The organism is Arsenicibacter rosenii (assembly GCF_001870735.1).
GTDB classification, from domain to species: Bacteria; Bacteroidota; Bacteroidia; order Cytophagales; family Spirosomataceae; genus Arsenicibacter; species Arsenicibacter rosenii.
On sequence record NZ_MORL01000003.1, the window covers coordinates 182,886 to 208,759 of the forward strand.

Sequence of the window (25,874 nt, forward strand, 5' to 3'; positions counted from 1 at the left end):
CACTGTGCCACTATAGTATGATCCGTTTCTGTCTGTTGCGGTTGCGGTTTTACTCCAGAACAACGCCCATTGAGCAGAATTTATCAATCCGCTGATTAATACGCTCCTGAGGACTCAGGGCGTTCAGTTCGTCGAGGGTAGCCAGAATCACGCTTTTCAGAATCTGCGCCATACCCTGATGGTCGTTATGAGCACCACCAACCGGTTCTTCGATGATACCGTCTACCAGGCCGGCATCTTTCATATCACGGGCGGTCAGCTTCATCGCTTCGGCCGCCTGCTCCTTATAATCCCAGCTTCTCCAGAGGATCGTCGAGCAGTTTTCCGGTGAAATAACCGAATACCAGGTATTTTCGAGCATCATCACACGGTCACCGATGCCGATGCCCAACGCACCGCCTGAGGCCCCTTCGCCGATAACGATACAAATCACCGGCACTTTGAGCGTCATCATATCACGCAGGTTGCGGGCGATGGCTTCTCCCTGACCCCGTTCTTCGGCTTCCAGCCCCGGAAAAGCCCCCGGTGTATCAATAAAGGTAATAATCGGTTTCCGGAACTTCTCAGCCATCTGCATCAGGCGAAGCGCTTTCCGGTAGCCTTCCGGATTGGGCATCCCGAAGTTCCGGTGCTGACGCTGCTTGGTGTTCCGGCCTTTCTGCTGACCGATGATCATCACTGTTTGTCCGTCGATATCGCAGAAACCACCAACCATCGCCGGATCATCGCGCACCGTACGGTCGCCGTGCAGCTCAATAAACTGGTCACACATCAATGAGATATAATCCAGTGTATAAGGCCGGTCCGGATGACGGGACAGTTGAACACGCTGCCAGCGGGTCAGGTTTTCGAAAATTTCACGCCGAAGCTTATCAATACTTTGCTCCAGTACGTCTACCGCATCACTTACGTCTACGCCTGAGTGCTGGGCCAGTTTTTTGGTTTCGGTCAACCGCGCTTCCAGATCTGCTATCGGTTTTTCAAAATCTAAGTACGTTCTCATCGTTTGGTAAATAGTCAGTGACGACGTGGGGGCGTTAACCCGCCACTCACTTATAAGTCAAAACTGTCGCCTTTTTTCGGAATCGTGACGTTGGCATATCCTGCTTCGGTCAGCGTCTGCTGAAAGGCTTCCATACTTGGGTACTCACCGTGGACCAAAAATACTTGTTTCAGGGTTTGGGTCGACTGCATACCGACAAATCGCATCAGATCGTCGCGGTCGCCGTGTCCGCTGAATACGTCCACTTTTTCAATATTCGCCATAACGGCGTGTTCCTTGCCTTTAATGGTCAGGGTCGATTGCCCGTTGAGCAGCCGCCAGCCTAACGTTCCTTCTGCACAATAGCCGATCATCAGAATCGTACAATACGGGTTGCTGATGTTGTTCGCTACGTGGTATTCAACCCGTCCGCCCTGTACCATGCCCGAAGACGAGATGATGATACACGGCTCATAGTGGTTCGAGATGGCTTTACTTGCCTTAGCCGACTCCAGATACTGAAAGTTTTCAAAGTCGAAAAGGCTTTCGTTCTCTTCGTAAAACTCACGCGCATCGGCGTTCAGTAACCGGATGTTTTTTTCGTAAACCCGCGTGCTTTCCAGCGCGAGCGGACTATCGGAAAAAACCTTGATCGGCGGGAAATTGTAATCGGTATAGAGCTTATTCAGCGTATACAGCAGCGCCTGCGTACGGCCCACCGAAAACGACGGAATAATCAGCCGGCCCGGAATGTCGATGCAGGTACGCTTAATCACATCGGCGAGTGCTTCTTCCGGTTTTTTCAGGTCTTCGTGCAGGCGGTTGCCATACGTACTTTCACAAACCAGATAATCTACCTGCGGTACGGGGGCCGGATCGGTCAGCAACGGATAATTTTTCCGGCCGATATCGCCGGAGAAACAAATACTTTTCCGTTCGCCGTTTTCACGGATATTAAGCACAATATGCGCTGCCCCGAGCAGGTGACCCGCCGGTATAAAGGTTACATCTACACTATCATTAACCCGAAAGCGCCGGTTAAACTGGATAGAAACCACGTTTTCCATGGTTTCCCGAACCTGTTTATCAAGGTATAAATCTTTCTGTAATTGCTGCTGCCGATCTTTCACCCGCTTTTTTTTGCTGGCGTTGAGTTCGTTGATCCGCTTCTGGTTCAGAGAAGCCGCATCTTTAAGCAGCAATTCGGTTAAGGAATGTGTTGCTTCTGTACACAGAATCTGCCCTTCGTATCCTTCCCGATACAGGTTTGGCAAGTTGCCTGAATGATCCACGTGAGCGTGAGTCAGCAGGACCAGGTGAATACTGGAGGGCTCAAAGGGAAAAAATCCCGTGGCATGTCCGCCAGTAATTGGTGCAGTTGGAGGCGTTTGGCCGTTGGAACGCTCTAAGTCAGACCCACAGTCGATCAGGATACGGTAGTCATCCTCAGTTTCCAACAGGTACATGCTGCCGGTAACTTGCCGGGCTGCCCCCAAAAATGATAACTTCATGCGTTCAGCTTAAACGTCGTAATCTATCGTCAATGTGTCGCGTTAATGAGATTGATTAAACACAAGTCCGGCGTGCGAAAAACCGCTACTTTTGCAAAGTTACGACTAACGGGGCGATTTCCTAACCCCTGTTTTATTCCAGATGCACATACGAAAAGTTAAATCTCTTGCCTATTGGTTGTTAAGCTGTTGGTTATGTGGCCAGGTCAGTGCACAAAATTTATCAAACACCCAAAATCAGGTTACAGCCAGTGACTCAACCGCCACGCAACGGTTGCTGACCTTTCTGGATCAGTTTCAGAACGGACCGCTTGCCCGCCATGGCACCGTTGCGCTCTCGGTCCGGCGCGTCCGCGACGGCGAAAGTCTGGTCGGTTACAACAGCCGACAAAGCCTGTCGTCGGCCTCTACCCTGAAACTGATCACAACCGCTACGGCACTCGCTACCCTTGGGCCTAACTTTACCTATACGACTACGCTGGAATACGACGGGATCATCAGGGATAGTACCCTGACCGGTAATCTGTACCTGCGTGGCTCAGGCGACCCCTCGCTGGGTACCTGGCGCTATACGGGTTATCCTGATGCAAACACCCTCTTACTGATCTGGTCAGACGCGGTCAGAAAGGCTGGTATAAAACGTATTGACGGCGTTGTGATTGGTGATGCGGCATTGTATGACGACCTGCCCACACCCGATACCTGGCCCTGGGGCGATCTGGGGAATTACTATGGTGCCGGCCTAAGTGCGCTCAACTTCAATGAAAACCTGTACCGGGTTATTTTCCGTCCCGGCAAAACCGTTGACAGTCCCGCAACCGTTCTCCGCACCGAGCCCGCCCTGCCTTATCTGACACTCATCAACCGCGTAACAACGGATAAGGCCGGCACCGGTGATCAGGTCAATATTTACGGGGCGCCGTTTGCTGAGCAGCAGTGGCTTACCGGCAAAGTACCCATGGGGGTTTCTGAATTTGCAGTGAAAGGGTCTTTACCGGATCCGGCACAGTATGTAGCCTTTGCCCTGGCCGGGCAGCTCCGTAATGACAGCGTTCGCATCCTGAACCCGCCCGTTGCTGTCCGCCCCGATCAGCCATGGCCTGACGCAGTGAAAACCGGCCGGCCAGATGCCAAAGTCGTTCCGAAACGCATTGTACTGCACCAGTACAAATCGCCGGTTTTGCTGGAACTGGCGCAGCAAACCAATTTCCAGAGCATTAACCTCTATGCCGAGGCCCTGCTCCGGACGGCGGCCCGCCAGATTAACCCGAAAACCCGGTCGGTTGCTGACGCCGTAGAGGCAGTTGAACGTTTCTGGCGCAGCAAAGGGGCCAACCTGGACGGTTTCCGTATCCGCGACGGAAGCGGCTTATCGACCGTCGGGGCGTTAACGGCCGACAACATGACGGGCATTCTGGCCGCGATGGGCCGTGAGCGCGTGTTCCCGCAGTTTTACGAAACCATTCCGGTTGTTGGCCAGACAGGGACCGTGCGAAACATGGCGCGGAACACCCCTGCCGCCGGCAATGTGCGGGCCAAGAGCGGCACGATTGAAGGCGTCCGCGCCTATGCCGGATATTTCACCGCCAAAAGCGGTGAGTTGATGTCATTTTCGGTCATGATCAACAAATACACCCCTGGCCAAAGCCGCGCTGTCGGTAATCAATTAGAGCGCCTGATGGCGTTGTTGGTAGACCTGTAGGGGCGGCCCCACGTGGCCGCCCAACGCACACGGAGTTTCCTGCCATATGAGGTTGTTGGTTTACGCATAATCAGGGCGGCTACGTGGCTTGTTGGTTTACGCATAATCAGGGCGACCACGTGGGGTTGTTGGTTTTACGCTTAATCAGGGCGACCACGTGGGGTTGTTGGTTTTACGCTTAATCAGGGCGACCACGTGGGGTTGTTGGTTTTACGCTTAATCAGGGCGACCACGTGGGGTTGTTGGTTTTACGCTTAATCAGGGCGACCACGTGGGGTCGCCCCTACGAGAATAACCGGTCAGATCTCCAGCGTTGTGGATTTTCGATAATATATGTCGTGATATTGTTAAATGCCCGATCAGTCCGGATGATGTGTTCATAATAATTCCGTTGCCAGAGTCGTTTGTCAAACCTTGGCCAGCCGTTATGTTTTACATTCCGGATATATTCGTTGGTTGTCATTGTTTTAAACCAACCAACAATGTCCCGTAGGGGCGACCCCACGTGGTCGCCCAAATCACGTGCAGGCTCCAGCCCCGCGTGGTCGCCCAAATCACGTGCAGGGTCCAGCCCCGCGTCGTCGCCCAAATCACGTGCAGGGTCCAGCCCCACGTGGTCGCCCAAATCACGTGCAAGGTCCAACCCCACGTGGTCGCCCAAATCACGTGCAGGGTCCAGCCCCGCGTCGTCGCCCAAATCAATATGCATCATATTGTGACACTGGACTTCATCGGTCAGGCGACCACGTGGGGTCGCCCCTACATTATTTTTTTCGTGGTGGCATGATCCGTTGTCTTTCGCATCATCTTGCGGGCGACCACGTGGGGTCACCCCTACGTTTATAATGATGCCGTGGAAATGGTTGGGCATGACAACGTATGCGCCAAGTTCGATGTCCGGAAATTTTTCGGGCAACTTCTGCCACCATGTCATCACCATTTCCCCGGCTGGCGACAGAGTCATTGCATCGTTAGAAATATACCCTAACCGATGTTCATGATGTTGAATACAGATCGTTATGAAATAGGCCCCTTCCTGAGCATAGTCATAATCAGGAAGACGAATGGAACGGCGATAAGTCATAAAATGCAGGTTCAGTTAATACCTGCATTTTGACGGGTTATGTTGAGGACAGATACTTAACCATGAAAACTTTGCCATGTTTTTCATTAAAGCCGGGTGGGCGTCTTTCATTAAAATCGGGCGACCACCATATCCCGTCTAAAGCCGGCGACCACCATATCCCGTCAAAATCGGGCGACCACATGGAGTCGCCCCTACGAGATGCGGCTCCAGTTATTTTCTTTTTTGCCCAAGGCGTCAATGTGATTCCGGATGGGCGCGTTTTGGGGTAGCACAAAATGAGGGTCCTCGTCCAGTATCTTCTGGGCAGACTCCCGTGCGGCGGTCAGAATCGGACCATCTTTGGCGAGGTCGGCAATCATCAGGTCCATCAGGCCGCTTTGCTGGGTACCGGTCAGGTCACCCGGACCACGTAGCTGAAGATCGACATCGGCAATTTCGAAGCCGTTGTTGGTCCGCACCATGGTTTCAATCCGGGTTTTCGTATCCGAGCTCAGCTTGTAGCCGGTCATCAGCACGCAGTACGACTGTTCGCTGCCCCGACCCACGCGGCCCCGTAACTGGTGCAGCTGCGACAGGCCGAACCGTTCCGCACTTTCGATAACCATTACACTGGCATTCGGCACATTTACCCCCACTTCGATAACCGTTGTCGCCACCAGAATCTGGGTTTCGTGACGCAGGAAACGCTGCATTTCGTCGTCCTTTTCGTAAGGCAGCATTTTTCCATGCAGGATACCAATCTCGTATTTCGGCCGTGGGAAGGCCCGCTGTATGCTCTCAAAGCCATCCATCAGGTCTTTATAGTCCAGCTTTTCAGATTCTTCAATCAGCGGATAAACCACATACACCTGCCGGCCCTTCTCGATTTCCTGGCGCATAAACCCAAAGATCTCCGACCGGTGTTTATCGTATTTGTGCACGGTTTTGATAGGCTTTCGGCCAGCCGGTAACTCGTCAATTACCGAAATGTCGAGGTTCCCATACAACGTCATAGCCAATGTACGCGGGATCGGGGTCGCAGTCATTACCAGAATATGCGGCGGAATAACCGGATTTTTAGCCCACATTTTAGCCCGCTGAGCCACCCCGAACCGGTGCTGCTCATCAATAATGCAAAGCCCCAGATTTTTGAACTGTACCGCATCTTCCAGCAAGGCATGTGTCCCCACGATGATGTGTGTTTTGCCCTCCTGTAGTTCGGGATGCAGGGTTTTGCGCCGCTTCGTGGTAGTAGACCCCGTCAGGATAGAGATATTCAGGCCCATGGCATCCGCAAAGGGCTTCAGACCGTTGTAATGCTGATCGGCCAGAATTTCGGTTGGGGCCATCAGGCAGGCCTGAGCGCCGTTGTCAATGGCCATCAGCATGGCGATAAACGCAACAATCGTTTTACCACTACCCACATCGCCCTGCAACAGGCGGTTCATCTGTTTACCGCTCACAAAGTCGGTCCGGATTTCTTTCAGCACCCGTTTTTGCGCACCGGTCAGCGGGAAAGGCAGCAGGTGTTCGTAAAAATGCTTGAGCAACTGCGTATTGGCAAATACCTGTCCGGGATACTCTTCCTTCTGGAGTAGTTTATTGGAAATCAGCCGGAGCTGGTTGTAAAACAATTCTTCAAATTTCAGCCGGCGTTCGGCCTGCCGGAGCCATGCCGGACTCTGCGGCAGATGGATATTCCAGAGCGCTTCCCGTTTACCGATCAGCCGGTATTTTTGTATCAGCTCATCGGGTAAGGTTTCGCGGAGATGCGGCCATGCGCCTTCCAGCAGCGTCCGCATAATCTTGCCGATGGCCTTACTGTCGAGGTGGCGCTTACGCAGTTTTTCGGTCAGGTTATACACCGGTACCATACCCGTTTCCAGTTCATGATCCGGATGAATATTGTCCAGTTCGGGATGGACGATGCTGTAGCGGCCGTTAAACGGCTGCGGTTTGCCATAGACCACATATTCACCTTCCCGCCGGAGCGTTTTTTCCAGCCAGGTCAGTCCCTGAAACCAAACAAGGCTCATACTGCCGGTACCATCGGTAAAGGTAGCCACAACCCGTTTTTTGGACCCCTCCCCTTCGGTATACCAATCCCGTAAGCGCCCCCGCACCTGGGCGGCAGGCAGACTTTCGTCCAGTTCGCTGATGGTATAAAAACGTGTCCGGTCATCAAACCGGAACGGGTAGTGTTGCAGTAAATCCCCGTATGTAAAAATATTCAGCTCCTTATTCAGGAGTTCGGCCCGTTGCGGCCCTACTCCCCGGAGGAACTCAATGCGGGTATCAAAAAAAGTAGGCGTACGCTCTGTAGACCGGTTTGGTCCTGCCGGTGCAACACCGGACTGATCAGCGTCATTTGTGCCCGTTTCATTCATGCGTATTGCTCCCTGTTTTTGTCAAATTTACATCATTTTTCGGTTTTTCGGGGCTATTGGCTCTCCCCGTCTGTGCCTAACAGCTATGCTATCGGTTAACACAACGATGATCCGGCAGGCTTATGATAGCCCATCTGCCAAACATTGACACTTTATGATATGAATGCGTAAAAACTTCCCCAACATTGTGGTGAGTTCGTTGTAGTTTTCCGACAACATACAGACCTGAAACCCCGATTTAAGCGCAGAAAGGGTCTTTTTACACTTTGGCACAGAATTTTCTATCCGATACTCAACGGGCTATCCAACCGTTCATTATCAACGTTATGGGAAATCTTCTGTATACAATCGCCGTGATTCTGATCATCGTTTGGCTCATCGGATTTTTGGGCTTCGGCGGCTTCGGTTTAGGTAATCTGATCCATGCATTGCTGGTCATTGCTATCATCATGATTCTGTTACGTGTGATTCGCGGGAATTCACCGGTATAAACGCACTACCTGATAACATCAAAAGCCGCTGAATACTGGTTTAACCAGTATTCAGCGGCTTTCTTAGATCATTCCGGTCTCCGGCCAACCTGCCGGGTTATTTCCGGTAATCCAGTGCCGGTTTACGGTTGCCTAACAGGGCTTCATATTTATACTCCAGACCGCCGCGTGCCTTGATCCACTCCTCGCGGGCTTTCTGAATCAACGCCGGGTCTTTGTACAGATCAATGGCTGTCAGTGCCAGCGATTTGGCAGCTACCATCATGCCTTTGGTACCGATATCCGTACCACCGGCCGCAATCGCCTGCCAGCTGTGCGCCGCAGTGCCCGGCACCCACGTAGCTGCCCGCATCCCGACTGTCGGAACGGCCCAGCTCACATCACCTACGTCGGTTGATCCGCCTCCGGCATCGTTCCGCATCGCAAACGGCGAAACGGTAGCTGCTTCACCCGGCTTTTTGATGGAGCCAAACGTAGCTCCGAACGACTCCCCGATTTTCTCCGCGAATTTTTCTTCTTCCGGCGTGTAGCTTACGCCCCCCACAACCGACAGGTTTTTATGCATCAACTGACCGAGTGTCTCAATCGGCAGGAGGTTATATACACCGCCAATGATTTCGTAATCCATTTTTGTTTCCGTACCCAGAGCAGCTCCTTCTGCGGCCTTCACAATCCGCTTCCAGACATCCTGTACAATGGCACGGTCTTTATTACGGGCATAGTAATACACTTCGGCAAAGTCAGGTACAACGTTTGGCGCTTCACCACCTTTGGTAATCACATAGTGTACCCGCGTATCCGACGGGATGTGTTCGCGCATCATGTTGACCATGTAGTTCATCGACTCTACACCATCAAGCGCAGAACGGCCACGCTCCGGCGAAGCAGCGGCGTGGGCCGAAATGCCGCGGAACCGGAACTTCCCGGCAATATTAGCCAGCGACGTTGAGCCGTCAGCCCCGTTTGAATCGGCCGGGTGCCAGTGCAGCACCACATCAACATCGCTGAACAAACCAGCCCGAACCATGTACACTTTTCCTGACCCGCCTTCTTCGGCCGGTGTGCCATAGAGGCGGATCGTACCCTTCTGACCCGTTTTCTGCATCCAGTTTTTCACCGCAATGGCCGCCGCCGACGATCCCGTACCAAACAGGTGATGCCCGCAGGCGTGCCCGGCTTTCTTCCCCTCAACCGGTTTCCGCTCCGGTGAGGCATCCTGATTGATTCCCGGCAAGGCATCATACTCCGCCAGGATCGCAATGACCGGTTTACCACTACCATAGGTAGCCACAAATGCGGTCGGAATCTCAGCAACACCGGCCTGTACGGTAAATCCTTCTTTTTTCAGCTCATCCTGCAGCAGGTTTGAGCTTTTATATTCCTGATAGCCAACTTCGGCCCAATCCCAAATCTGATGGGCTATAGTCCCGTAATGCGCTTTTTTGGCATCCAGGCCTGCAATTACCTCCTGCTGCTCTTTCGTAACTTTGGCTTGCCCGAAGGTTAACGTCGTCGCTGCCAGCATCATTATTGACACTGACCCTGGTTTATGAAAAAGTTTCATGTTTAGATTAAGTTAGAATCTCACAGGTTCCAAAATCCGGAAACAAAGTAATATTATCCCAAAATAAGGCATTCTACCCAAACAAAGCGCCAGCCACTATGCAGTTTATACAAATAATATAGCTTTATCCAGCGATTTAACAATATTTCAGAACAGACAAAAGACAAAGGTAGTCAGCTCATTTTTTGGCTGTTTAACGGGAATCAGGAGCGGTAAAGAAGTGTTACCAAACCGATGGTAATACGGGTTTCCTTTTTATGGGTCGACGGGATGGCACTCTGGCCGTTTGTGCTGGTAAAAGAGGCAGTAACCGACCCCTGTCTGATCAATCACGAACGCATTCATCTACGTCAGCAGCTCGAACTGGGGCTGATTATCTTTTATATATGGTATTTTGCTGAATACCTGATCCGGCGGATTCAGTATAAAAACCATTATCGGGCCTACCGGAATATCAGCTTCGAACGCGAGGCCTTTGCGCACGATCATAATCTCCGCTACCGGCAGCAGAGGCGCTGGTTTGCCTTTATACACTATTTGCGGGCTGCGAAACCTTACTGACTGTCTTGCCGGCCTTTATACCCGATGACCCCGCCCATCATCACCAGGGCAGAGAAAATAACAACCATCATCAGGATACCTTCCCGGAAGCCGGTCAGTTTGATGCTGTCCGGAATGCTCAGGTATAACAAAATCGTGATCAACCCTCTGGGCGCAATCCAGAACAGAGGCGTTAGCGGGCCGGTAAACGTCAGGCGCAGGGACAACAACCGGACGGCCAGAATAATTACAATAAAAATCAGGCTGACAATCAGCGTATCGGGGTCGATCAGATCAGGCAGGTTGGCGGCATAGCCAAAAAGCAGGAAGAAAAACGTACGGACCACAAAGGACCCCTCGGCAGTCAGGTTTTTGAGCTGTTCCAGTTCTTTCTCAAACAGGTCGTTTTTCAGGATTTTATCCAGCCGCCCGCGGATAAACAGTTCGGTATTATTCAGAAACAGCCCGAATACCAGAATCAATAACAGCGACGACAGGTGATAGCTTTCTGCAACGGCATAGACCAGAATCAGCACCGAAATAATGGGCAGAAACTTTACCTGATGGTTGATGCGGCCGATGAGGTATAATAATCCGAAACAGCAGATCAGGGAGATCAGCGCCATCAGGATCGTATCACGGACAAAGGTAAACGTTGCCCCCAGAACCGACGACTGGGCCAGTAACAGAAAATTAAACAGCATGATCCCGATGATGTCGGAAAAGGCCGTTTCGTAGGTCACAAACTCCCGTTGCCCGTAGGACAGGTTCCTGACACTGGGAATGGCCACGGCACTGCTGATTACCGAAAACGGAATGGCATTGACCAGACACCGGTAAAAGGATTCTTCGAGTAGCAGAAACAATGTACCGGCAATCAGCAAGGTTGTCAGCACAATTGATACCAGCGCCATCAGCGCCGTTCGTCGTAACAGGCCATACTTTTCGGGACGTAGCTCCAGATCCAGACCGCCCTCCAGAACGATCATAATCAACCCGATAGTACCTAATGTAGAAAGTGTTGGCGTTACGTACGGAATCTGAACATCAAAATAGGCCGTAATCTGCCGGATGGTCATGCCAAGACCCAGCAGAAGCACCACCGACGGTGTTTTGAAGCGGCTACTCAGAAAGTCAAACGCGTAGGAAATCAGTACAGCCAGACTCAGACCAATAATCAACGACGATGAATCCATGCGGTAAAGATAGCAATATAGCCGTCTTTATGCCCACTGCGCCGCGATTTTAGCCGACAGCAGGCATAGCGGAATCCCGCCGCCGGGGTGCACACTGCCACCCACAAAATAGAGGTTCCGGATACCGGACGAAAAGTTAGGATGCCGCAGGAAGGCCGCAAACCGGTTATTCGACGCTGTACCGTAGAGAGCCCCCTGTGCCGACGATGTGCGGGCTTCGATGGTCCGCGGGTCAAGAATTGCCTCGCATTCGATCAGTGACCCGACATCGACGCCCAGGTTATGACTTAGTTTCCGGATAACCTGCTGCCGGGTTTCGGCAATGATGGTATCCCAGTCCTGCCCTTCATTGGCCGGTGCATTCAGCAGGATAAACCAGTTTTCGCAACCTGCCGGTGCATCATCCGGTTTGTTTTTGCTGGTAATGTTAAGGTAAATGGTCGGGTCTTCGTATATCCGGTCGCGCCGTCTGAACAGGTAATCGAATTCGGTCCGGTAGTCGTTCGAGAAAAAAATATTATGCATATCCAGTTCCGGAAACGTCCGGCGGATGCCCCAGTAAAAGATCAGGCCCGACGAAGACCGGGGCTGTTTCAGTGTCCGCTCGGGTGCAGGCTGATCGGGCAGCAGTTTCCGGTATGTCGGCGTCACATCCATGTTCGACACAACCACATCACAGCGTTTGACCTCACCCCTCACCTCTACTCCGGCCGCTTTGCCGTTTTGTACCACAATCCGGTCAACCGGGGTCCCGAAATGAAACCTTACCTGCAGGCGGCGGGCCAAAGCGGTCAGGGCATTGGTAATATCGACCATGCCTTTTTCCGGAAAATACGCGCCGATGTTGTATTCCAGATGAGGAATGATATTGAGCAGGGCCGGTGTCTGATAAGGATCGGAGCCGTTGTAGGTGGCATACCGGTTAAACAGCTGCACCAGCTTCGGATGGGAAAACGTCCGTTGGTTTGCGCCGTTCATGGTTCCGAAAAGGCCGAGCTTCGGCAGGTTCAGGTAGCCATTCAAGGCCCGCCGGTTGAGCCAGGTACCGGCTTTGTGTAACGAATCCTGGAGAAACAGGCTTTCTGTGATGCCGTATTTAAACGCACTGTCGGCCAGAAAGTTGCGGATATGTGCAGCCGGTTCGCCCAGTTTGCGTTCCACCTCCTCAGCAAAAGCGTTGGTATCTCCCCAGGCAGTGAGGCGGGTACCGTCATCCCAGAAATAGCGGCAGATTTCGGGCAAACGGATATACCTGAACCAGTCAGCAGGGTTTTCGCCGGCCAGCCGGAACAGGTCGTTTACCAGCTCAGGCAGCGTAAAGAGCGATGGACCGGCATCAAACCGGTAGTTCTCTCCGGCCGGGTTTGGCAGATCGAACGTCGACAGTTTACCGCCCGGATACGCATTGGCTTCAAAAACATCAACGGTATATCCTTTGGCAGCCAGCCGGATGGAGGCCGCAATACCGGCAATACCGGCTCCGATAATAACAGCAGATTTCATGCAGGTTACGTGAACGATGGCGCACAGCAGGCCGGAACGGGCATTTTAGTCGGCAAGCCCACATCCCTGCGCCTTACTTTTTCGCGTAGTAATACAACGAAACAGACGACGCATTGTTCCGCTCACTCAACGTAAAATAGCCTTTATTGTCTTTATCGAAACAGACGGCCTCACCCTGCGGCTCGAAGCGGTAAGGCACCGACCGGCCTTCACGGCGCTGCAGTGTCTCGGCGATTATCTCGTTGTTCTGCCGTTTCCAGTAATAGATATTGGTATACGTACGCACCAGAATCTCATTGCCGTCTGAGGAAATGGCGGCCCCCGTCACAACCGAAAAGGGCAGTTCGCCATAGTCCTGCACGGTCGTTACCGCGTTGATATTCTGCGGATACGGGAAACGGTATAAGCGCACCTTCTGCTCCCGTTTGGTAATGATCCAGATATCCTTGGTTTTCGGGTCAACGATGAGCGCCTCTGCATCGTGTGATCCGTCGGGATAGTTAAAAAACATCCGTTCGGCTTTCGTAACCGGTTCGGTCAGGCTTTTGGGTTCCGGAAAACGGTAGATAAGATAAAACGGGTATTGCAGGTTATTATCGCCGGTATCTGCCAGATAGATATAGTTTGTGCCATCCTGAGGGCCGGGTCCGATACCCATATCCTCCCAATCGCGGTTATCAACCGGCGACGGCAGCGGCATTTTTCCCTTCACGGTTCCATCTTCGCCCAGCAAGGCAATATCAGCGGGGTTTCCACTGTCTTGTTGTACCCATAGGTTTCCGGGCATACTCCGGGAAGCAACCATCCCCGAGGCTTCATCGATCTGACCCGGTGTAATGGCAATGGCCTTAGGTTCAGTTACAAACTGAGCCCCGTCGACCGGATTCGTTTGAGGGTCACACGCCGCCAGCCCTGCAAGCACAACAATAAAAACAAAAGTACGCATTGACGAAGATTGATTGATACTGACAAAGTAACGAAAACCAACCCGAAAAAAGCCGTAAACCTTTATCCTTTGGCTCTATTGCCTGCTTCAACGCATTTTTTTACGATTAATTTTATATTTTGATAAATAAACGATAAGTCGTTAATAATTTTGGATAGGTAAACTTAACCCAAGCGTTTTATGTGTTCTTCATCACAAATCGGCAAACGCAGCCGCATCGGACATCCGCTCTTGTTGTTCGGTCTGGGCGTGCTGGCCAACCTTCCTCTTCAGGCACAGGATGCATCCGGCTACAAAACGCCCCCGAAAGCACTGGCTGACCTTGTTACAGCCGTACCAACCCCTGGCGTAGCCATTTCGTCGAAAGGAGATTATCTGCTGATTATGGACCGGGCGGCAAACCCGACCATTGCCGAACTGTCTCAGCCTGAGCTTCGTCTGGCGGGTCTGCGGATGAATCCGGCCAACAATGGCCCGAGCCGTGCTACCTATCTGACCAACCTGAAACTAAAGCCGATTCCGGCGGGTGCCGAGAAGGCCATCAGCGGGCTTCCGTCGCCGGCCCAGATCAGCTATGTGCAGTGGTCACCCGATGAGACCAAAATTGCCTTTACCAATTCAACCGACAGCCGGATTGAGTTGTACGTAATTGATGTAGCAACCGCTTCGGCCCGTAAGCTATCTGATCTGGCCCTCAACGCGGTGTTAGGGACACCTTACCGGTGGCTGTCAGACAGTAAAACGCTGATCGTGAAAGCCATTCCGGCCGAGCGCGGTGCCGCTCCGGCGGTCAGTCGTGTACCGTCAGGACCGACCGTCCAGGAAAACCTGGGCAAAAAAGCCCAGGCGGCCACTTATCAGGATTTATTGAAAAACCCTTCCGATGAACAGCAGTTTGCCTATTATGCCACGGCTCAGGCAATGCGGTTAGGACTCGATGGCAGCGTTCAGAAACTGGGCGAACCGGGTCTGATTGCCAGCGCCGAACCTTCGCCGGACGGCAGCTATGTGATGCTGGAGACGATTCACAAACCCTTCTCCTATCTGGTGCCGGTCAACAGTTTTCCGGTACGGACAGCTATTTTCGATGCAAAGGGAGCCCTGGTGAAAACGCTGAACGATGCGCCGTTGCAGGAAAACATTGCCTGGGCCAGCGACGGAGCCCCTACCGGCCCACGCAACTTCGAATGGCGTCCAGATGTACCGGCAGCCGTCTATTACACCGTAGCTCAGGACAACGGCGATCCTAAACAAAAAGCCGATATCCGCGACCGTGTTTACCAGCTGGAAGCTCCTTTTGCTACCCCGAAAGAAATTTATGCCTCAACGTATCGCTTCGGCGGTTTTGACTGGGGCACCGAAACCGTCGCCTTTGTGCATGAGCGCTGGCGGCAAACGCGGAAATCACTGACGAAAATCTACAACCCGAAAACCGGTGAGTCAACGGTGCTGTTCGACCGTTCTTCGGAAGACCGCTACGGTAACCCGGGTCAGCCCGATACCCGCCGGAATCAGTTTGGCCGCGAGGTACTGAACATCCTGCCCAACAATGAGATTATGATGGTCAACAGCGTGGGGTCATCACCGGAAGGAGATCGTCCGTTTGTAAGCGTTCTGAATCTGAACACCAAACAAACCCGTCAGTTGTGGCGCTCAGGCGGTGCGGGAGCCGATGCTACCGTATTTGAACAGCCGGTTACGGTACTTGATGCTGCTAAAGGGCTGATTCTGACCACCCGCGAAACCCCCGAAGAAAACCCGAATTACTTTATCCGGAACCTGAAACCGGCCAAAAAGCAACCGGTGCTGACACAGATAACCGCTTTCCCGCACCCGTATCCGCAGCTGAAAGGTATTCAGAAACAGCAGCTCCGCTACAAACGCTCGGATGGCGTTGACCTGACAGCAACGTTGTATCTGCCGGCCGGCTACAAGAAAGAAGATGGTCCGCTGCCGACATTCATGTGGGCTTATCCGGCCGAGTTTAAGAGCAAGGATGCTGCCGGACAAGTGTCGGGATCTCCTTACCGTTTCAACCGCATTGCCGTATCCGGTGCCGCTATTTTTGCCACTATGGGCTATGCTGTTCTTGACAACGCCAGCATCCCGATTATCGGCGAAGGCGACAAAGAACCAAATGATACCTATGTAGAGCAGCTGGTTGCCAGTGCTAAAGCCGCCATTGACGAAGGGGTCCGGCTGGGCGTTGTTGATCCGACCAAAGTCGGTGTAGGCGGTCACTCATACGGCGCCTTCATGACAGCCAACCTGTTAACCCACTCAAACCTGTTCCGTGCCGGTATTGCCCGTTCAGGCGCCTACAACCGTACCCTGACCCCGTTCGGATTTCAGAATGAACAGCGTACCTACTGGCAGGCACCGGACGTATACAACCGCATGTCGCCGTTTATGAATGCGGACAAAATGAAAACCCCGCTGTTACTGATCCACGGCGAAGCCGACAACAACACCGGTACTTTCCCGATCCAGTCGGAACGCTATTATAACGCCCTGAAAGGTTTCGGTGCTACCACCAAACTGGTTTTCCTCCCTTACGAAAGCCACGGCTATGCCGCTCAGGAATCACTCATGCACATGCTGCATGAAATGAATGGCTGGCTCGACAAATACGTCAAAAACGCCCCTGCCCTGCAAGCCGGCAAACAACAACCCGGCAAAGCTGGCGGAGGCGATAAGTAAACCACGGCTTGAATGGCTAATGTAAAATGGATAATGACTAATGTACGATAAAAAAGGACGTAGCCCGGCTTTTCCAGGCAGAGCTACTAGTTTCCTTTTCATGGTACCTGTTCCATTATCCATTTTACTTTTTTACCGCTTCGCGTACACCCTTAGTGTCCCGTTGGATGTTTCCAGCGTCAGGCGCACGGTCTGGCTATCGCCTGCGCCGAGCTGCTGCCCGCCTGATGAAATCACTACAGAGCCGCCCGGGTTACTCACCAGATCAACCGTTCCGGTCTGATTACGGCTGGTCGATGTAGTAAACTGAGCGCCGTTGATATTCTGCTGCTTTGCGGCTGAAAACACAAAATTGATGGACGACTGCGTGTTCGTCGATTTTTTAAACGAAAGTGAGCTGTTTACCACAAACGTTGAGGTACCGGAAACGACCGTTGATGAAGGCGGCGTCGGCAGATTGACCGAATCCTGTCCCAGGCGATAGGCATACACCTGATAATTTCCCTCTACTACAGCCGCCAGATCAGGATCTGCTTTGTCCTTATTACAACCCATCACGAATACTCCTGCCACCAACAGGCCAAAACAATACTTAGCAAACTGCATATAACGTTGAAAATTGGTTTGAGCGGGCAAATTAACGATTCCCTGAGAAATCATTTTAATAAACAATCGTAGCGGTGCAGGGTTAAGGTGATGCATTTAATTACTCAACTCCAATGAAAAAGATCGTATGCATGGTTGCCCTGGTTGTGGCTACCCTGTCGCTGGCCACCGCCCAGGACGTTAAAGAATCAGCCAAAGAAACCGGCCGTCAGGCTAAACGTACGGCAAACGCCGCCGGCAATAAAATCAAGCGCGAAACCCGCGAGGCTGGTCAGGATATCAAGGAAGAAAGTCGTGAAGTAAAGGCTGATGTCAAAAAGGGAACTGATAAGGCCCTGAAGAAAACAAAAAAAGGCCTGAAAAAAGCCGAAAAGAAGCTGGACGAGTCGAAATAAGCTTTTGCCCGACAAAAAAACGCCGGACAGCTTGTTAGCATCTGATTTCCGTTTATTTTGCAGGAGAACATGGCCTCAGACAGAACCAGGGGCCGCGTTCTCCTGTTTTTACATTGATTTGCTGGTAAATCCTGCTTTTCTTTGACTATGAATCAATCATTGAACGTATTACTTTTTGGCATTACCCGTGACATAGCCGGAAAATCCGTTGTCCCCTGTGCGCTGTCCGGCAACGCTACCGTCTCGGATTTACTGGATTATTTAAAGCAGGAATACCCGCCCATGGCCGGCATCAGCTCATTGCTGGTTGCCGTAAACGGCGAATATGCAGAACCAGCTACCCGGTTGGCAGCAAATGACGAAATTGCCATCATCCCTCCTGTAAGCGGAGGTTAACACTCAATTGCCTATCCTCTTTTTGACAATATGGTTGCCTTAACTTCTGACCCCATCGACATGGGCTCAGCACAAAAATATTTACAATCTGATCAGGCCGGTGCCATTAACTTTTTTCTGGGTGTTGTCCGTGACAATACAGCCGACCGTGCCGTTGACCGGCTCGAATATGAAGCCTATGGCCGGATGGCGATCAGCGAAATGCAGAAAATCGCCGATCAGGCCTGCCAGCGCTGGAACATCTTACGGTATGTCATCATTCACCGGACAGGGGTGCTACGGGTGGGGGAAACAGCCGTGCTGATCGGGGTGGCAACGCCTCACCGCGCAGACTCATTTGATGCCTGCCGGTATATCATCGATACCATCAAGCAAACAGTACCGATCTGGAAAAAAGAAGTACTGACCGACGGCGAAGTCTGGGTGAATGCCCATCCATAGGCCTTTTCAGTCATCCTTCGGGGAAATTCTCAACTTCCCCGAAGGTGCTCAATCCTGAGGCACGGCGTAACTACCCATGATCGGATAATGATCCGAGTACGGAATAGACCGCAGTGTCTGGAAATCCAGTACCTCGATACCCGGCGCAAAAAACTGATTGTCGATCCGGATGTAGCGGGGAGACCGGTTGAGGGTAAAACCAAACCCATGTCCTGCCTCTTCAAACGCGTTGGAAAGCCGTTGCCGCATCAGGGTATAGACTACACTGTAGGGCGTTTCATTGAAGTCACCGGTTACAATGACCGGATAAGGGCTCTCGCTGATGTATTTCTCAACGATTGCCAGTTGCTCCCGCCGGTCAATAAACCCGGATTTAAGGGCGCCGAGAATGCCTTTGGTTTCATGCCGGACACCGGCCATTTCATCCTGCCGGATGACACGGCCGACGCGGATACCCATCGATTGTAAATGGATGCAAATCACGCGGATACGCTTCCGGCCCACATTGAGATCGGCCCAGACCAGGCCATTCATTTCCCGGCCAAACGCCTCCCGGCCGGAGTCCAGGATCGGATAACGCGAAAACAGGGCTGTGCCCGGATAGTCGTAGTGCCCGGGATTCATCAGGATCTGATACCGGTACCCCGCCTGCCGGAAACGCTCTACCATATTGAGAGGCGGCCGGTTTTCATGACTCTGAAACTCCTGAAAGCACTTTACATCGGCATCAAGCCCGATAACCCAGTCGGTCATCGCACGGATTTTGGCAGTATCTCTTTTATCGCGGTCTGAGACATTAAATCCCATCACGTTGTAGCTGAAAACCGACAATGGCTTTGCCCCTTCTGTTGTTTTCTGCTTCCCCCAGTGCAGCGCCAGCGTACGGGGCCACAACCAGAAACCGGCCAGCATAATCAGCAGAGAAAGCACAATTTTCGCAGAACGGTTAACCGCCCACCCGCCTATAAACAGCAGATGAAAGACCCAGGTAACGGGTAAACTCAGCATCAGCATACTGGCCGACCAATGTTCGACCGGCAGCCGGTAAAGGAGATAATAAACAACCAGTGTATATACAGCCAACCCTGTATTGACCGACCAGAAAACGGACCGGAAGAAAGACCGGATAAGCGCTTTAACCGAAAAAAACGTTGGCATGTACGTGTATTGACAACCTATAAAGACTCAAAAATAGCAGACACCGGACGGCTTACCACATAAATCAGGCCGTTTTTTATGTTCAGGCCCAGATTCTGCGCTTTACCGACGTGTTAGCCGCTATCTCAAGGGGGCTTCTATTTGCTATTTCATTTAGAATCTGCTATATTTGCACCGTTTATTTAGTATTGAGGTGTTCGGCAAAGGGAGTTCAACTCCCTTTTTTGTTACAGTAAAGGAATGGATACAAAGGAAAAATTAGCAGAACTCATTCAGCCTTACTTGCCTGTCGATGCAACGAATGGTTCTGCAGTTCACATTGTTGACATTCAGGTAGCGGGTAAGCAGGGAGGCCGTTTAAAGGTAACGATTCTGCTCGACAGCGACACAGGCATCACCATTGATCAGTGTGCCAGCGTCAGTCGCCAGTTGGGTAATCAGTTAGACGAAACAGATCTTTTCGACGGTCGTGCATTTACCCTTGAAGTTTCATCGCCGGGTGTTGACTTTCCGTTAACACAACCATGGCAGTTCCGCAAAAATATTGGTCGTCAGTTACAGGTCACCCTGGCAGACGGCCGTGTTTTACCCGGCAAACTGACTGACCTGACCGACAATCACATTGTATTGGACGTTGTTCCTGCGAAAAAAGCCAGGGGTAAAAAGAAAGCAGACGACGCTGAGATTGCTCAACCAGAAGGGCCAACCTTTATTCAATTCGAACAGATACAAAAAGCACAGGTAGAAATTTCCTTTAAATAGTTTATTGACCGATGTCCCGACCGGAAGAAGTACTTTGGGTCATGACATTGATCCGTAAACCGTAGACTTATTCAAGTTTATGACCAGTGGAGCACTGATAGAATCATTTGCTGATTTTGCCCGGTCGAAAAATATCGACCGGCCCACCATGATTGCGATCCTGGAAGAAGTCTTCCGGACCATGATCCGCAAGAAGTACGGGACTGACGAAAACTTTGACGTAATCATCAACGCCGAAAGTGGTGACCTTGAAATGTGGCGTACCCGCGAAATCGTCGATGATAACTCAGAAGATATTTGGGATTATGATAAAATTCCTCTGGCGGAAGCCCGCAAAATTCAGGACGATTTTGAAGTAGGCGAACAGGTTGCAGAGGAAGTAAAACTGGAAGATTTCGGGCGCCGGGTAGTACAGACAGCCCGTCAGACACTGATCCAGAAAATCAAAGATCTGGAAAAAGAGTTATTGTATCAGAAATACAAAGACCAGGTTGGTGATCTGATCACAGCGGAGGTTTATCAGCTGCTGAAGCATGAAATCATTCTTGTCGACGGAGAAAATAATGAACTGAGTCTACCGCGGACGGAACAGATCCCAAAAGATCGTTACCGGAAAGGGGAGACTGTAAAAGCGGTAATACACCGGGCAGAAATGAACAACGGGACACCGAAAATCATTCTGTCGCGTACATCACCAGTCTTTTTGGAACGTTTATTTGAAACGGAAATTCCGGAAATCTACGACGGACTGATCTCTATCCGCAAAATCGTGCGTGAGCCGGGTGAGCGGGCTAAAGTAGCCGTTGAGTCTTACGACGACCGGATTGATCCGGTGGGTGCCTGTGTAGGGATGAAAGGTTCACGGATTCATAGTATTGTCCGGGAACTGGGTAACGAGAATATTGATGTTATCAACTACACCGACAACCTTGAGCTGCTGATCAGCCGGGCGCTGAGCCCTGCCAAAATCAGCACCATGAATATTGACCGCGATAACCGCCGCGTGGCTGTTTTTCTGAAACCGGATCAGGTATCACTGGCGATCGGTAAGGGCGGGCAGAATATCAAGCTGGCGGGTCGTCTGGTTGATCTGGAACTGGATGTATTCCGGGAAAATGAAGGGCCGGAAGACGATGAAGACGTTGATCTGAACGAGTTCTCGGATGAGATCGACGAGTGGATCATCGACGAGCTTCGTCGTGTCGGGCTCGATACGGCAAAGAGTGTGCTGGCCTTGAGTAAGGAAGAGCTTGTGCGTCGTTCTGACCTTGAGGAAGACACAATCGAAGAAATTCTTGATATTTTACGTCACGAATTCGAATAGTCTGTGTGTAAGGCGCATAGCTATGAATGAAACACCCGAAACAGCTGTTTCATTCATAGCTGTGCGCTGTGCTTTACGCAAAATATAAAAGCCAGGGATTTTTCTTAGCATAACCGTTGTTCTAAGGATACAAACAACCATTAACTTTGCCCATTAGATTATTGAATAGAAAAGGAACGTATGGCAGAAGATAAATCAATGCGGCTAAACCAGGTGGCAAAAATTCTCAACGTGGGACTGTCCACGGTGGTGAGTCGTCTTTCTGCCAAAGGTTTTAAAGTCGAAAGTAACCCCAACGCTAAGATCAACGCCGAACAGCTTGATTACTTAGCGAAAGAGTTTAAATCTACGGAGTTACAGCAAGGCAACCGCAAGACCGCCGAGACGGTGGCCGAACCAACCCGTAAGCAGGAAGACGTTATTTTATATCGTCGGGATGATGCCGGTCGTCCGGTAAACTCCACACCACAACCAGCAAGTGAATCTAAACCCGCACCCGCTGAAGTAAAGCCGGAAGCGGCAAGCGGCTCTGTATTACCAGGGCTCAAAGTATTGGGTAAAATTGATTTGAATGCAAAACCCGGCTCGTCAGCGATTAGCTCCGGAACACCTGCTCAGGCAGCTCCGGCTAAACCCGCGACCCCGCCGGCCGAACATAAACCAGTTGCTCCGGCACCGGAACCGGTCAAGGCTCCCGTACAGGAAGCAACCCCTGCTCCCGTTCAACCAGTTGCACCACCTGCACCTCCGGTTGAAGCGAAAGCACCTGTTCAACAACAACCTGAACCACCAAAACCACAGCCGGCTGAACCTAAACCGGAGGTAAAAGTGGCTCAGCCAACAGTACCTGTTCAGGAGAAACCACAGCCTGCACCAGCCCCTAAGCCGGAGCCGGTTGCCCCTGTCGTGGCCGAAAAAGCTGTACAGCCAGAACCCTCAAAGCCAGTGGAAACTCCCAAACCAGTGGAACCGAAACCAGCCGGGGTGTCCGCACCAGTTGTTGCTGACAAATCCAACGAGAATAAACAAGCGGAACCTACGAAGCCAATCGAAGCTGTATTACCAAAAGCTGAGCAGACTCAACCAGAGCAGCGTTCTCAGAGTCGCCAGCAAAACCAAACACCCGCTCCTCAATCCGAACAGCGTAACGCTGCCCGTCCGAGTGAGCCACAACGTACGCCGGAACCGGAAACGCCTGCTGCTCACGGAACTGATCACGGTTCAGATATTGAGCCGGAAACGATCCGCGCGGAGGGTCGCCACCAATTAGGCGGCCTGAAGATTCTGGGCAAAATCGAGCTGCCGGTTGAACCAACACGTTCGTCGAATAACGATCGGGACAAGAAGAAGAAACGGAAACGGATTCGTGGAAAAGAAGGCGTACCGGTAAACCCTGCTCAGGGTCAGCCAAACGCCGGACAGGGTCAGGGTCAGGGCCAACGTCCGCACGGACAAGGTCAGGGCCAGGGTCAGCGTCCACACGGACAAGGCCAGGGCCAGCGTCCGCAGGGACAGGGTCAGGGACAACGCCCGCAGGGACAAGGCCAGGGCCAGCGGCCGGAACATGGTGGTGGTAACCGTAATCAGCAGGATCGCCCGCAAGGAGCCGGCCAGCAACAGGGCGGACCGCGTAATGACCGGCAAAATCAGGGTCCGCGTAATGACCGGAACGATAACCGCCCGAACCAGAACGCCGGTACAGGCGGAACGGCCCCGGCTAATACAGGCGGAGGTGGCAGCGGCGCCAATAAAAAACCGGCTCAGGGTGGTAATAACCGCAATGACCGTAACAAACGCGACCGCCGTGAAGCACCAACGGATGCAGACGTTAAAAAGTCAATCCAGGAAACACGCGCACGGATGGCCGGTAACCAGCCAAACCGTGGTGCAGACCGCCGCCGTGACCGTCGCCGCGAACGCGCTGACAGAGTTCGCGAACAGGCTGAACTGGATCAGCAGGAATCAAAAATCCTGAAGGTAACCGAGTTCGTTTCCGCAAACGACCTTGCCTCCCTGATGGATGTTTCGGTAAACGAAGTAATCGGAACCTGTATGAGCCTGGGTATGTTCGTTTCGATCAACCAGCGTCTCGATGCAGAAGCCATCACCGTTATTGCCGATGAATTTGGCTACGACGTACAGTTCGTAACAGCAGAAGAAGAAGTTGAATCAGGTATCGTTGAAGAAGCTGACGCGCCTGAAACCCTTGAGCCACGGGCACCGATCGTTACGATCATGGGTCACGTTGACCACGGTAAAACTTCCTTGCTTGACTACATCCGCCGTGCGAAAGTAGCCGCGGGTGAAGCCGGTGGGATCACACAACACATTGGTGCTTATAGCGTGAAGACCAAAGACGGCCGGATGGTAACATTCCTCGACACACCGGGTCACGAAGCCTTTACCGCGATGCGTGCCCGTGGTGCGAAAGTAACCGACGTGGTTATCATCGTAATTGCCGCTGACGACAGCATCATGCCACAAACGCGTGAAGCCATCAACCACGCGCAGGTAGCCGGTGTACCGATTGTATTCGCCTTCTCGAAAGTCGATAAACCTGGTGCCAACACTGAAAAAATCCGCGAAGAGCTCGCTAACATGAACATGCTCGTGGAAGACTGGGGTGGTAAATACCAGGCACAGGAAATTTCATCGAAGTCAGGTCTTGGTATCGACGATCTGCTTGAGAAAGTATTGCTCGAAGCAGAATTACTGGAACTGAAAGCAAATCCAAACCGGAAAGCCGTTGGTACTGTCATTGAAGCATCGCTTGACAAAGGTCGTGGATATGTTTCAACGGTACTGATCGAAAACGGTACCCTGCGTCAGGGTGATATCATGCTCGTAGGAGCACATTACGGACGTATCCGTGCCATGACCGATGACATTGGTGGCCGGATTAAAGAAGCTGGTCCGTCGACACCGGTTCAGATTCTGGGTCTTCCGGGAGCACCGCAGGCCGGTGATAAGTTCAATGTAATGGAAACGGAGCGTGAAGCCCGTGAAATTGCTAACAAACGGGAACAATTGCTGCGTGAGCAGTCGCTGCGTACCCGGAAGCATATCACGCTGGAAGAGATTGGCCGTCGTAAGGCGATCGGCAGCTTCAAAGAACTGAACATCATTGTGAAAGGTGACGTGGACGGTTCAGTAGAAGCCCTTTCCGATTCACTGCTTCAGCTGTCGACCGGCGAAGTACAGGTCAACATCCTGCAAAAGGCAGTTGGTCAGATTTCGGAATCAGACGTACTGCTGGCATCGGCCTCCGATGCGATCATCGTCGGCTTCCAGGTTCGTCCGTCGGTAAACGCCCGTCGTCTTGCCGAGCAGGAACAAATCGAAATCCGTCTGTACTCCATCATCTACGACGCGATCAACGAGATCCGCGACGCGATGGAAGGCTTGTTGGCACCAACAACAGAAGAGGTTATCACTGGTAACATCGATGTTCGTGAGGTATTCAAAATCAGTAAGATCGGTACAGTTGCCGGCTGTATGGTTACCGAAGGTACCATCAAACGGAACAACAAAGTTCGGGTTATCCGTGACTTCATCGTTATCCATACCGGCGAGATCAGCGCGCTGAAACGCTTTAAGGATGATGTGGGTGAAGTTCGTCAGGGTTACGAATGTGGTCTGAGCGTTAAGAATTTCAACGACATCGAAATCGGTGACCAAATCGAAGCATTCGAAATCAAAGAGGTTAAACGTACTCTCTAAGACCGCGTTTACCAACCATATGCAGCCCCCGGCCAGTCAACATGGCCGGGGGCTTTTTGTTGGCCCGGAATAACCACTCATACAGACGGTAACTGACCGGAAGTCGGTTTATCGTATACTTGTATCATGAAATCCTACGACCCGGGCCTGCACATACTGGCTACCTTTTCGACGGCTGCCGAACAGCTCACTGATGTGAGCGGCTGCCAGGCTTTTTTCAATCAGCTTATTGACGAGCTCAAGCTGTGCAAAGTCGGCGAAGTATACCATACCTTTCCTAATCAAAGCTTTACGGCAGTTATCGGGCTGACAGAGTCGCACCTCTCCATCCATACCTGGCCGGAGCATGGGTTAGCTACTTTTGATGTTTTTTTGTCTAACTTTCAGCATGATAATTCCGGGAAAGTGCGCCGGATCTATGCCGAAACGCTGGCCTTTTTTAACGCCACCGCTGTACATGTTCAAGAAGTCAGCCGATAACCTG

At 51.9% G+C, this 25,874-nt stretch carries 21 protein-coding genes; 11 read left to right on the top strand and 10 right to left on the bottom strand.

Translation table 11 applies throughout. The features are described 5' to 3' along the window. Window positions 1-49: 49 nt before the first annotated feature. Window positions 50-1,003 (bottom strand): acetyl-CoA carboxylase carboxyltransferase subunit alpha, encoded by a 954-nt coding sequence (locus tag BLX24_RS07440; protein ID WP_071502486.1) that lies wholly within the window; start codon window positions 1,001-1,003, stop codon window positions 50-52. Between the two features lie 50 nt (window positions 1,004-1,053). Next, a complete protein-coding gene (locus BLX24_RS07445) occupies window positions 1,054-2,493 on the bottom strand; it encodes an MBL fold metallo-hydrolase RNA specificity domain-containing protein (protein ID WP_071502487.1) in 1,440 nt (479 codons plus the stop codon). A gap of 274 nt (window positions 2,494-2,767) precedes the next feature. Here BLX24_RS07445 and dacB point away from each other — a divergent pair, with 274 nt between their 5' ends. After that, on the top strand, window positions 2,768-4,195 hold the full coding sequence (gene dacB, locus BLX24_RS07450) for a D-alanyl-D-alanine carboxypeptidase/D-alanyl-D-alanine endopeptidase (RefSeq protein ID WP_310590773.1): 1,428 nt from the start codon (window positions 2,768-2,770) through the stop codon (window positions 4,193-4,195). A 283-nt stretch (window positions 4,196-4,478) separates the two neighbouring features. Here dacB and BLX24_RS07455 read toward each other — a convergent pair whose 3' ends face one another. Beyond that, window positions 4,479-5,279 (bottom strand): transposase, encoded by an 801-nt coding sequence (locus tag BLX24_RS07455; protein WP_071502489.1) that lies wholly within the window; start codon window positions 5,277-5,279, stop codon window positions 4,479-4,481. A gap of 194 nt (window positions 5,280-5,473) precedes the next feature. Then, window positions 5,474-7,648, bottom strand: coding sequence for an ATP-dependent DNA helicase RecG (recG, locus tag BLX24_RS07460; RefSeq protein WP_083421849.1), 2,175 nt, complete (start codon window positions 7,646-7,648; stop codon window positions 5,474-5,476). Between the two features lie 326 nt (window positions 7,649-7,974). On the opposite strand from recG, the gene BLX24_RS07465 reads away from it, so the two are divergent. After that, on the top strand, window positions 7,975-8,139 hold the full coding sequence (locus BLX24_RS07465) for a lmo0937 family membrane protein (RefSeq protein ID WP_143092598.1): 165 nt from the start codon (window positions 7,975-7,977) through the stop codon (window positions 8,137-8,139). 97 nt (window positions 8,140-8,236) lie between these two features. On the opposite strand, the gene BLX24_RS07470 is transcribed toward BLX24_RS07465, so the two are convergent. Further along, complete coding sequence (locus BLX24_RS07470) at window positions 8,237-9,667, bottom strand: amidohydrolase (RefSeq protein ID WP_177225812.1); 1,431 nt, start codon at window positions 9,665-9,667, stop codon at window positions 8,237-8,239. A 270-nt stretch (window positions 9,668-9,937) separates the two neighbouring features. Between BLX24_RS07470 and BLX24_RS07475 the strand changes: the two genes are divergently transcribed. Continuing rightward, window positions 9,938-10,264, top strand: a complete 327-nt coding sequence (locus BLX24_RS07475) for a hypothetical protein (protein WP_071502492.1) — start codon at window positions 9,938-9,940, stop codon at window positions 10,262-10,264. Here the strand turns inward: BLX24_RS07475 and BLX24_RS07480 are convergent. The 3 genes from BLX24_RS07480 to BLX24_RS07490 form a co-directional block, all read right to left on the bottom strand. Next, a complete protein-coding gene (locus BLX24_RS07480; RefSeq protein WP_071502493.1) occupies window positions 10,258-11,439 on the bottom strand; it encodes a cation:proton antiporter domain-containing protein in 1,182 nt (393 codons plus the stop codon). The genes BLX24_RS07475 and BLX24_RS07480 overlap by 7 nt on opposite strands. Window positions 11,440-11,466: 27 nt before the next feature. Then, window positions 11,467-12,942 (bottom strand): 1-hydroxycarotenoid 3,4-desaturase CrtD, encoded by a 1,476-nt coding sequence (crtD, locus tag BLX24_RS07485; protein WP_071502494.1) that lies wholly within the window; start codon window positions 12,940-12,942, stop codon window positions 11,467-11,469. Between the two features lie 73 nt (window positions 12,943-13,015). Then, window positions 13,016-13,888: a YjiK family protein gene (locus tag BLX24_RS07490; protein ID WP_071502495.1), complete on the bottom strand. Its 873-nt coding sequence runs from the start codon at window positions 13,886-13,888 to the stop codon at window positions 13,016-13,018. A 180-nt stretch (window positions 13,889-14,068) separates the two neighbouring features. Here BLX24_RS07490 and BLX24_RS07495 point away from each other — a divergent pair, with 180 nt between their 5' ends. Then, a complete protein-coding gene (locus BLX24_RS07495; protein ID WP_071502496.1) occupies window positions 14,069-16,588 on the top strand; it encodes a S9 family peptidase in 2,520 nt (839 codons plus the stop codon). A gap of 132 nt (window positions 16,589-16,720) precedes the next feature. Here BLX24_RS07495 and BLX24_RS07500 read toward each other — a convergent pair whose 3' ends face one another. Continuing rightward, entirely contained in the window at window positions 16,721-17,194 is a 474-nt protein-coding gene (locus BLX24_RS07500; protein WP_071502497.1) for a hypothetical protein, read from the bottom strand. A gap of 113 nt (window positions 17,195-17,307) precedes the next feature. On the opposite strand from BLX24_RS07500, the gene BLX24_RS07505 reads away from it, so the two are divergent. From BLX24_RS07505 to BLX24_RS07515, 3 genes are all read left to right on the top strand, one after another. Further along, window positions 17,308-17,589: a hypothetical protein gene (locus BLX24_RS07505; RefSeq protein WP_071502498.1), complete on the top strand. Its 282-nt coding sequence runs from the start codon at window positions 17,308-17,310 to the stop codon at window positions 17,587-17,589. A 147-nt stretch (window positions 17,590-17,736) separates the two neighbouring features. After that, the gene (locus BLX24_RS07510; protein ID WP_071502499.1) at window positions 17,737-17,985 is read left to right on the top strand and encodes a MoaD/ThiS family protein; all 249 of its coding nucleotides are present in this window, start codon (window positions 17,737-17,739) and stop codon (window positions 17,983-17,985) included. Between the two features lie 30 nt (window positions 17,986-18,015). Continuing rightward, entirely contained in the window at window positions 18,016-18,426 is a 411-nt protein-coding gene (locus BLX24_RS07515) for a molybdenum cofactor biosynthesis protein MoaE (RefSeq protein ID WP_071502500.1), read from the top strand. A gap of 48 nt (window positions 18,427-18,474) precedes the next feature. Here BLX24_RS07515 and BLX24_RS07520 read toward each other — a convergent pair whose 3' ends face one another. Further along, entirely contained in the window at window positions 18,475-19,584 is a 1,110-nt protein-coding gene (locus BLX24_RS07520) for an endonuclease/exonuclease/phosphatase family protein (protein ID WP_071502501.1), read from the bottom strand. Between the two features lie 240 nt (window positions 19,585-19,824). Between BLX24_RS07520 and rimP the strand changes: the two genes are divergently transcribed. The 4 genes from rimP to BLX24_RS07540 all read left to right on the top strand — a co-directional run bounded on the left by rimP (window position 19,825) and on the right by BLX24_RS07540 (window position 25,870). Continuing rightward, window positions 19,825-20,346 carry a ribosome maturation factor RimP gene (rimP, locus tag BLX24_RS07525; protein ID WP_071502502.1) on the top strand — a complete coding sequence of 174 codons (522 nt, stop codon included), beginning with the start codon at window positions 19,825-19,827 and terminating at the stop codon, window positions 20,344-20,346. 79 nt (window positions 20,347-20,425) lie between these two features. Further along, entirely contained in the window at window positions 20,426-21,670 is a 1,245-nt protein-coding gene (nusA, locus tag BLX24_RS07530) for a transcription termination factor NusA (protein WP_071502503.1), read from the top strand. 180 nt (window positions 21,671-21,850) lie between these two features. Next, a complete protein-coding gene (gene infB, locus BLX24_RS07535; protein ID WP_071502504.1) occupies window positions 21,851-25,390 on the top strand; it encodes a translation initiation factor IF-2 in 3,540 nt (1,179 codons plus the stop codon). Between the two features lie 126 nt (window positions 25,391-25,516). Next, window positions 25,517-25,870, top strand: coding sequence for an S-adenosylmethionine decarboxylase family protein (locus tag BLX24_RS07540; RefSeq protein ID WP_071502505.1), 354 nt, complete (start codon window positions 25,517-25,519; stop codon window positions 25,868-25,870). The last annotated feature ends 4 nt before the right edge of the window (window positions 25,871-25,874 follow it).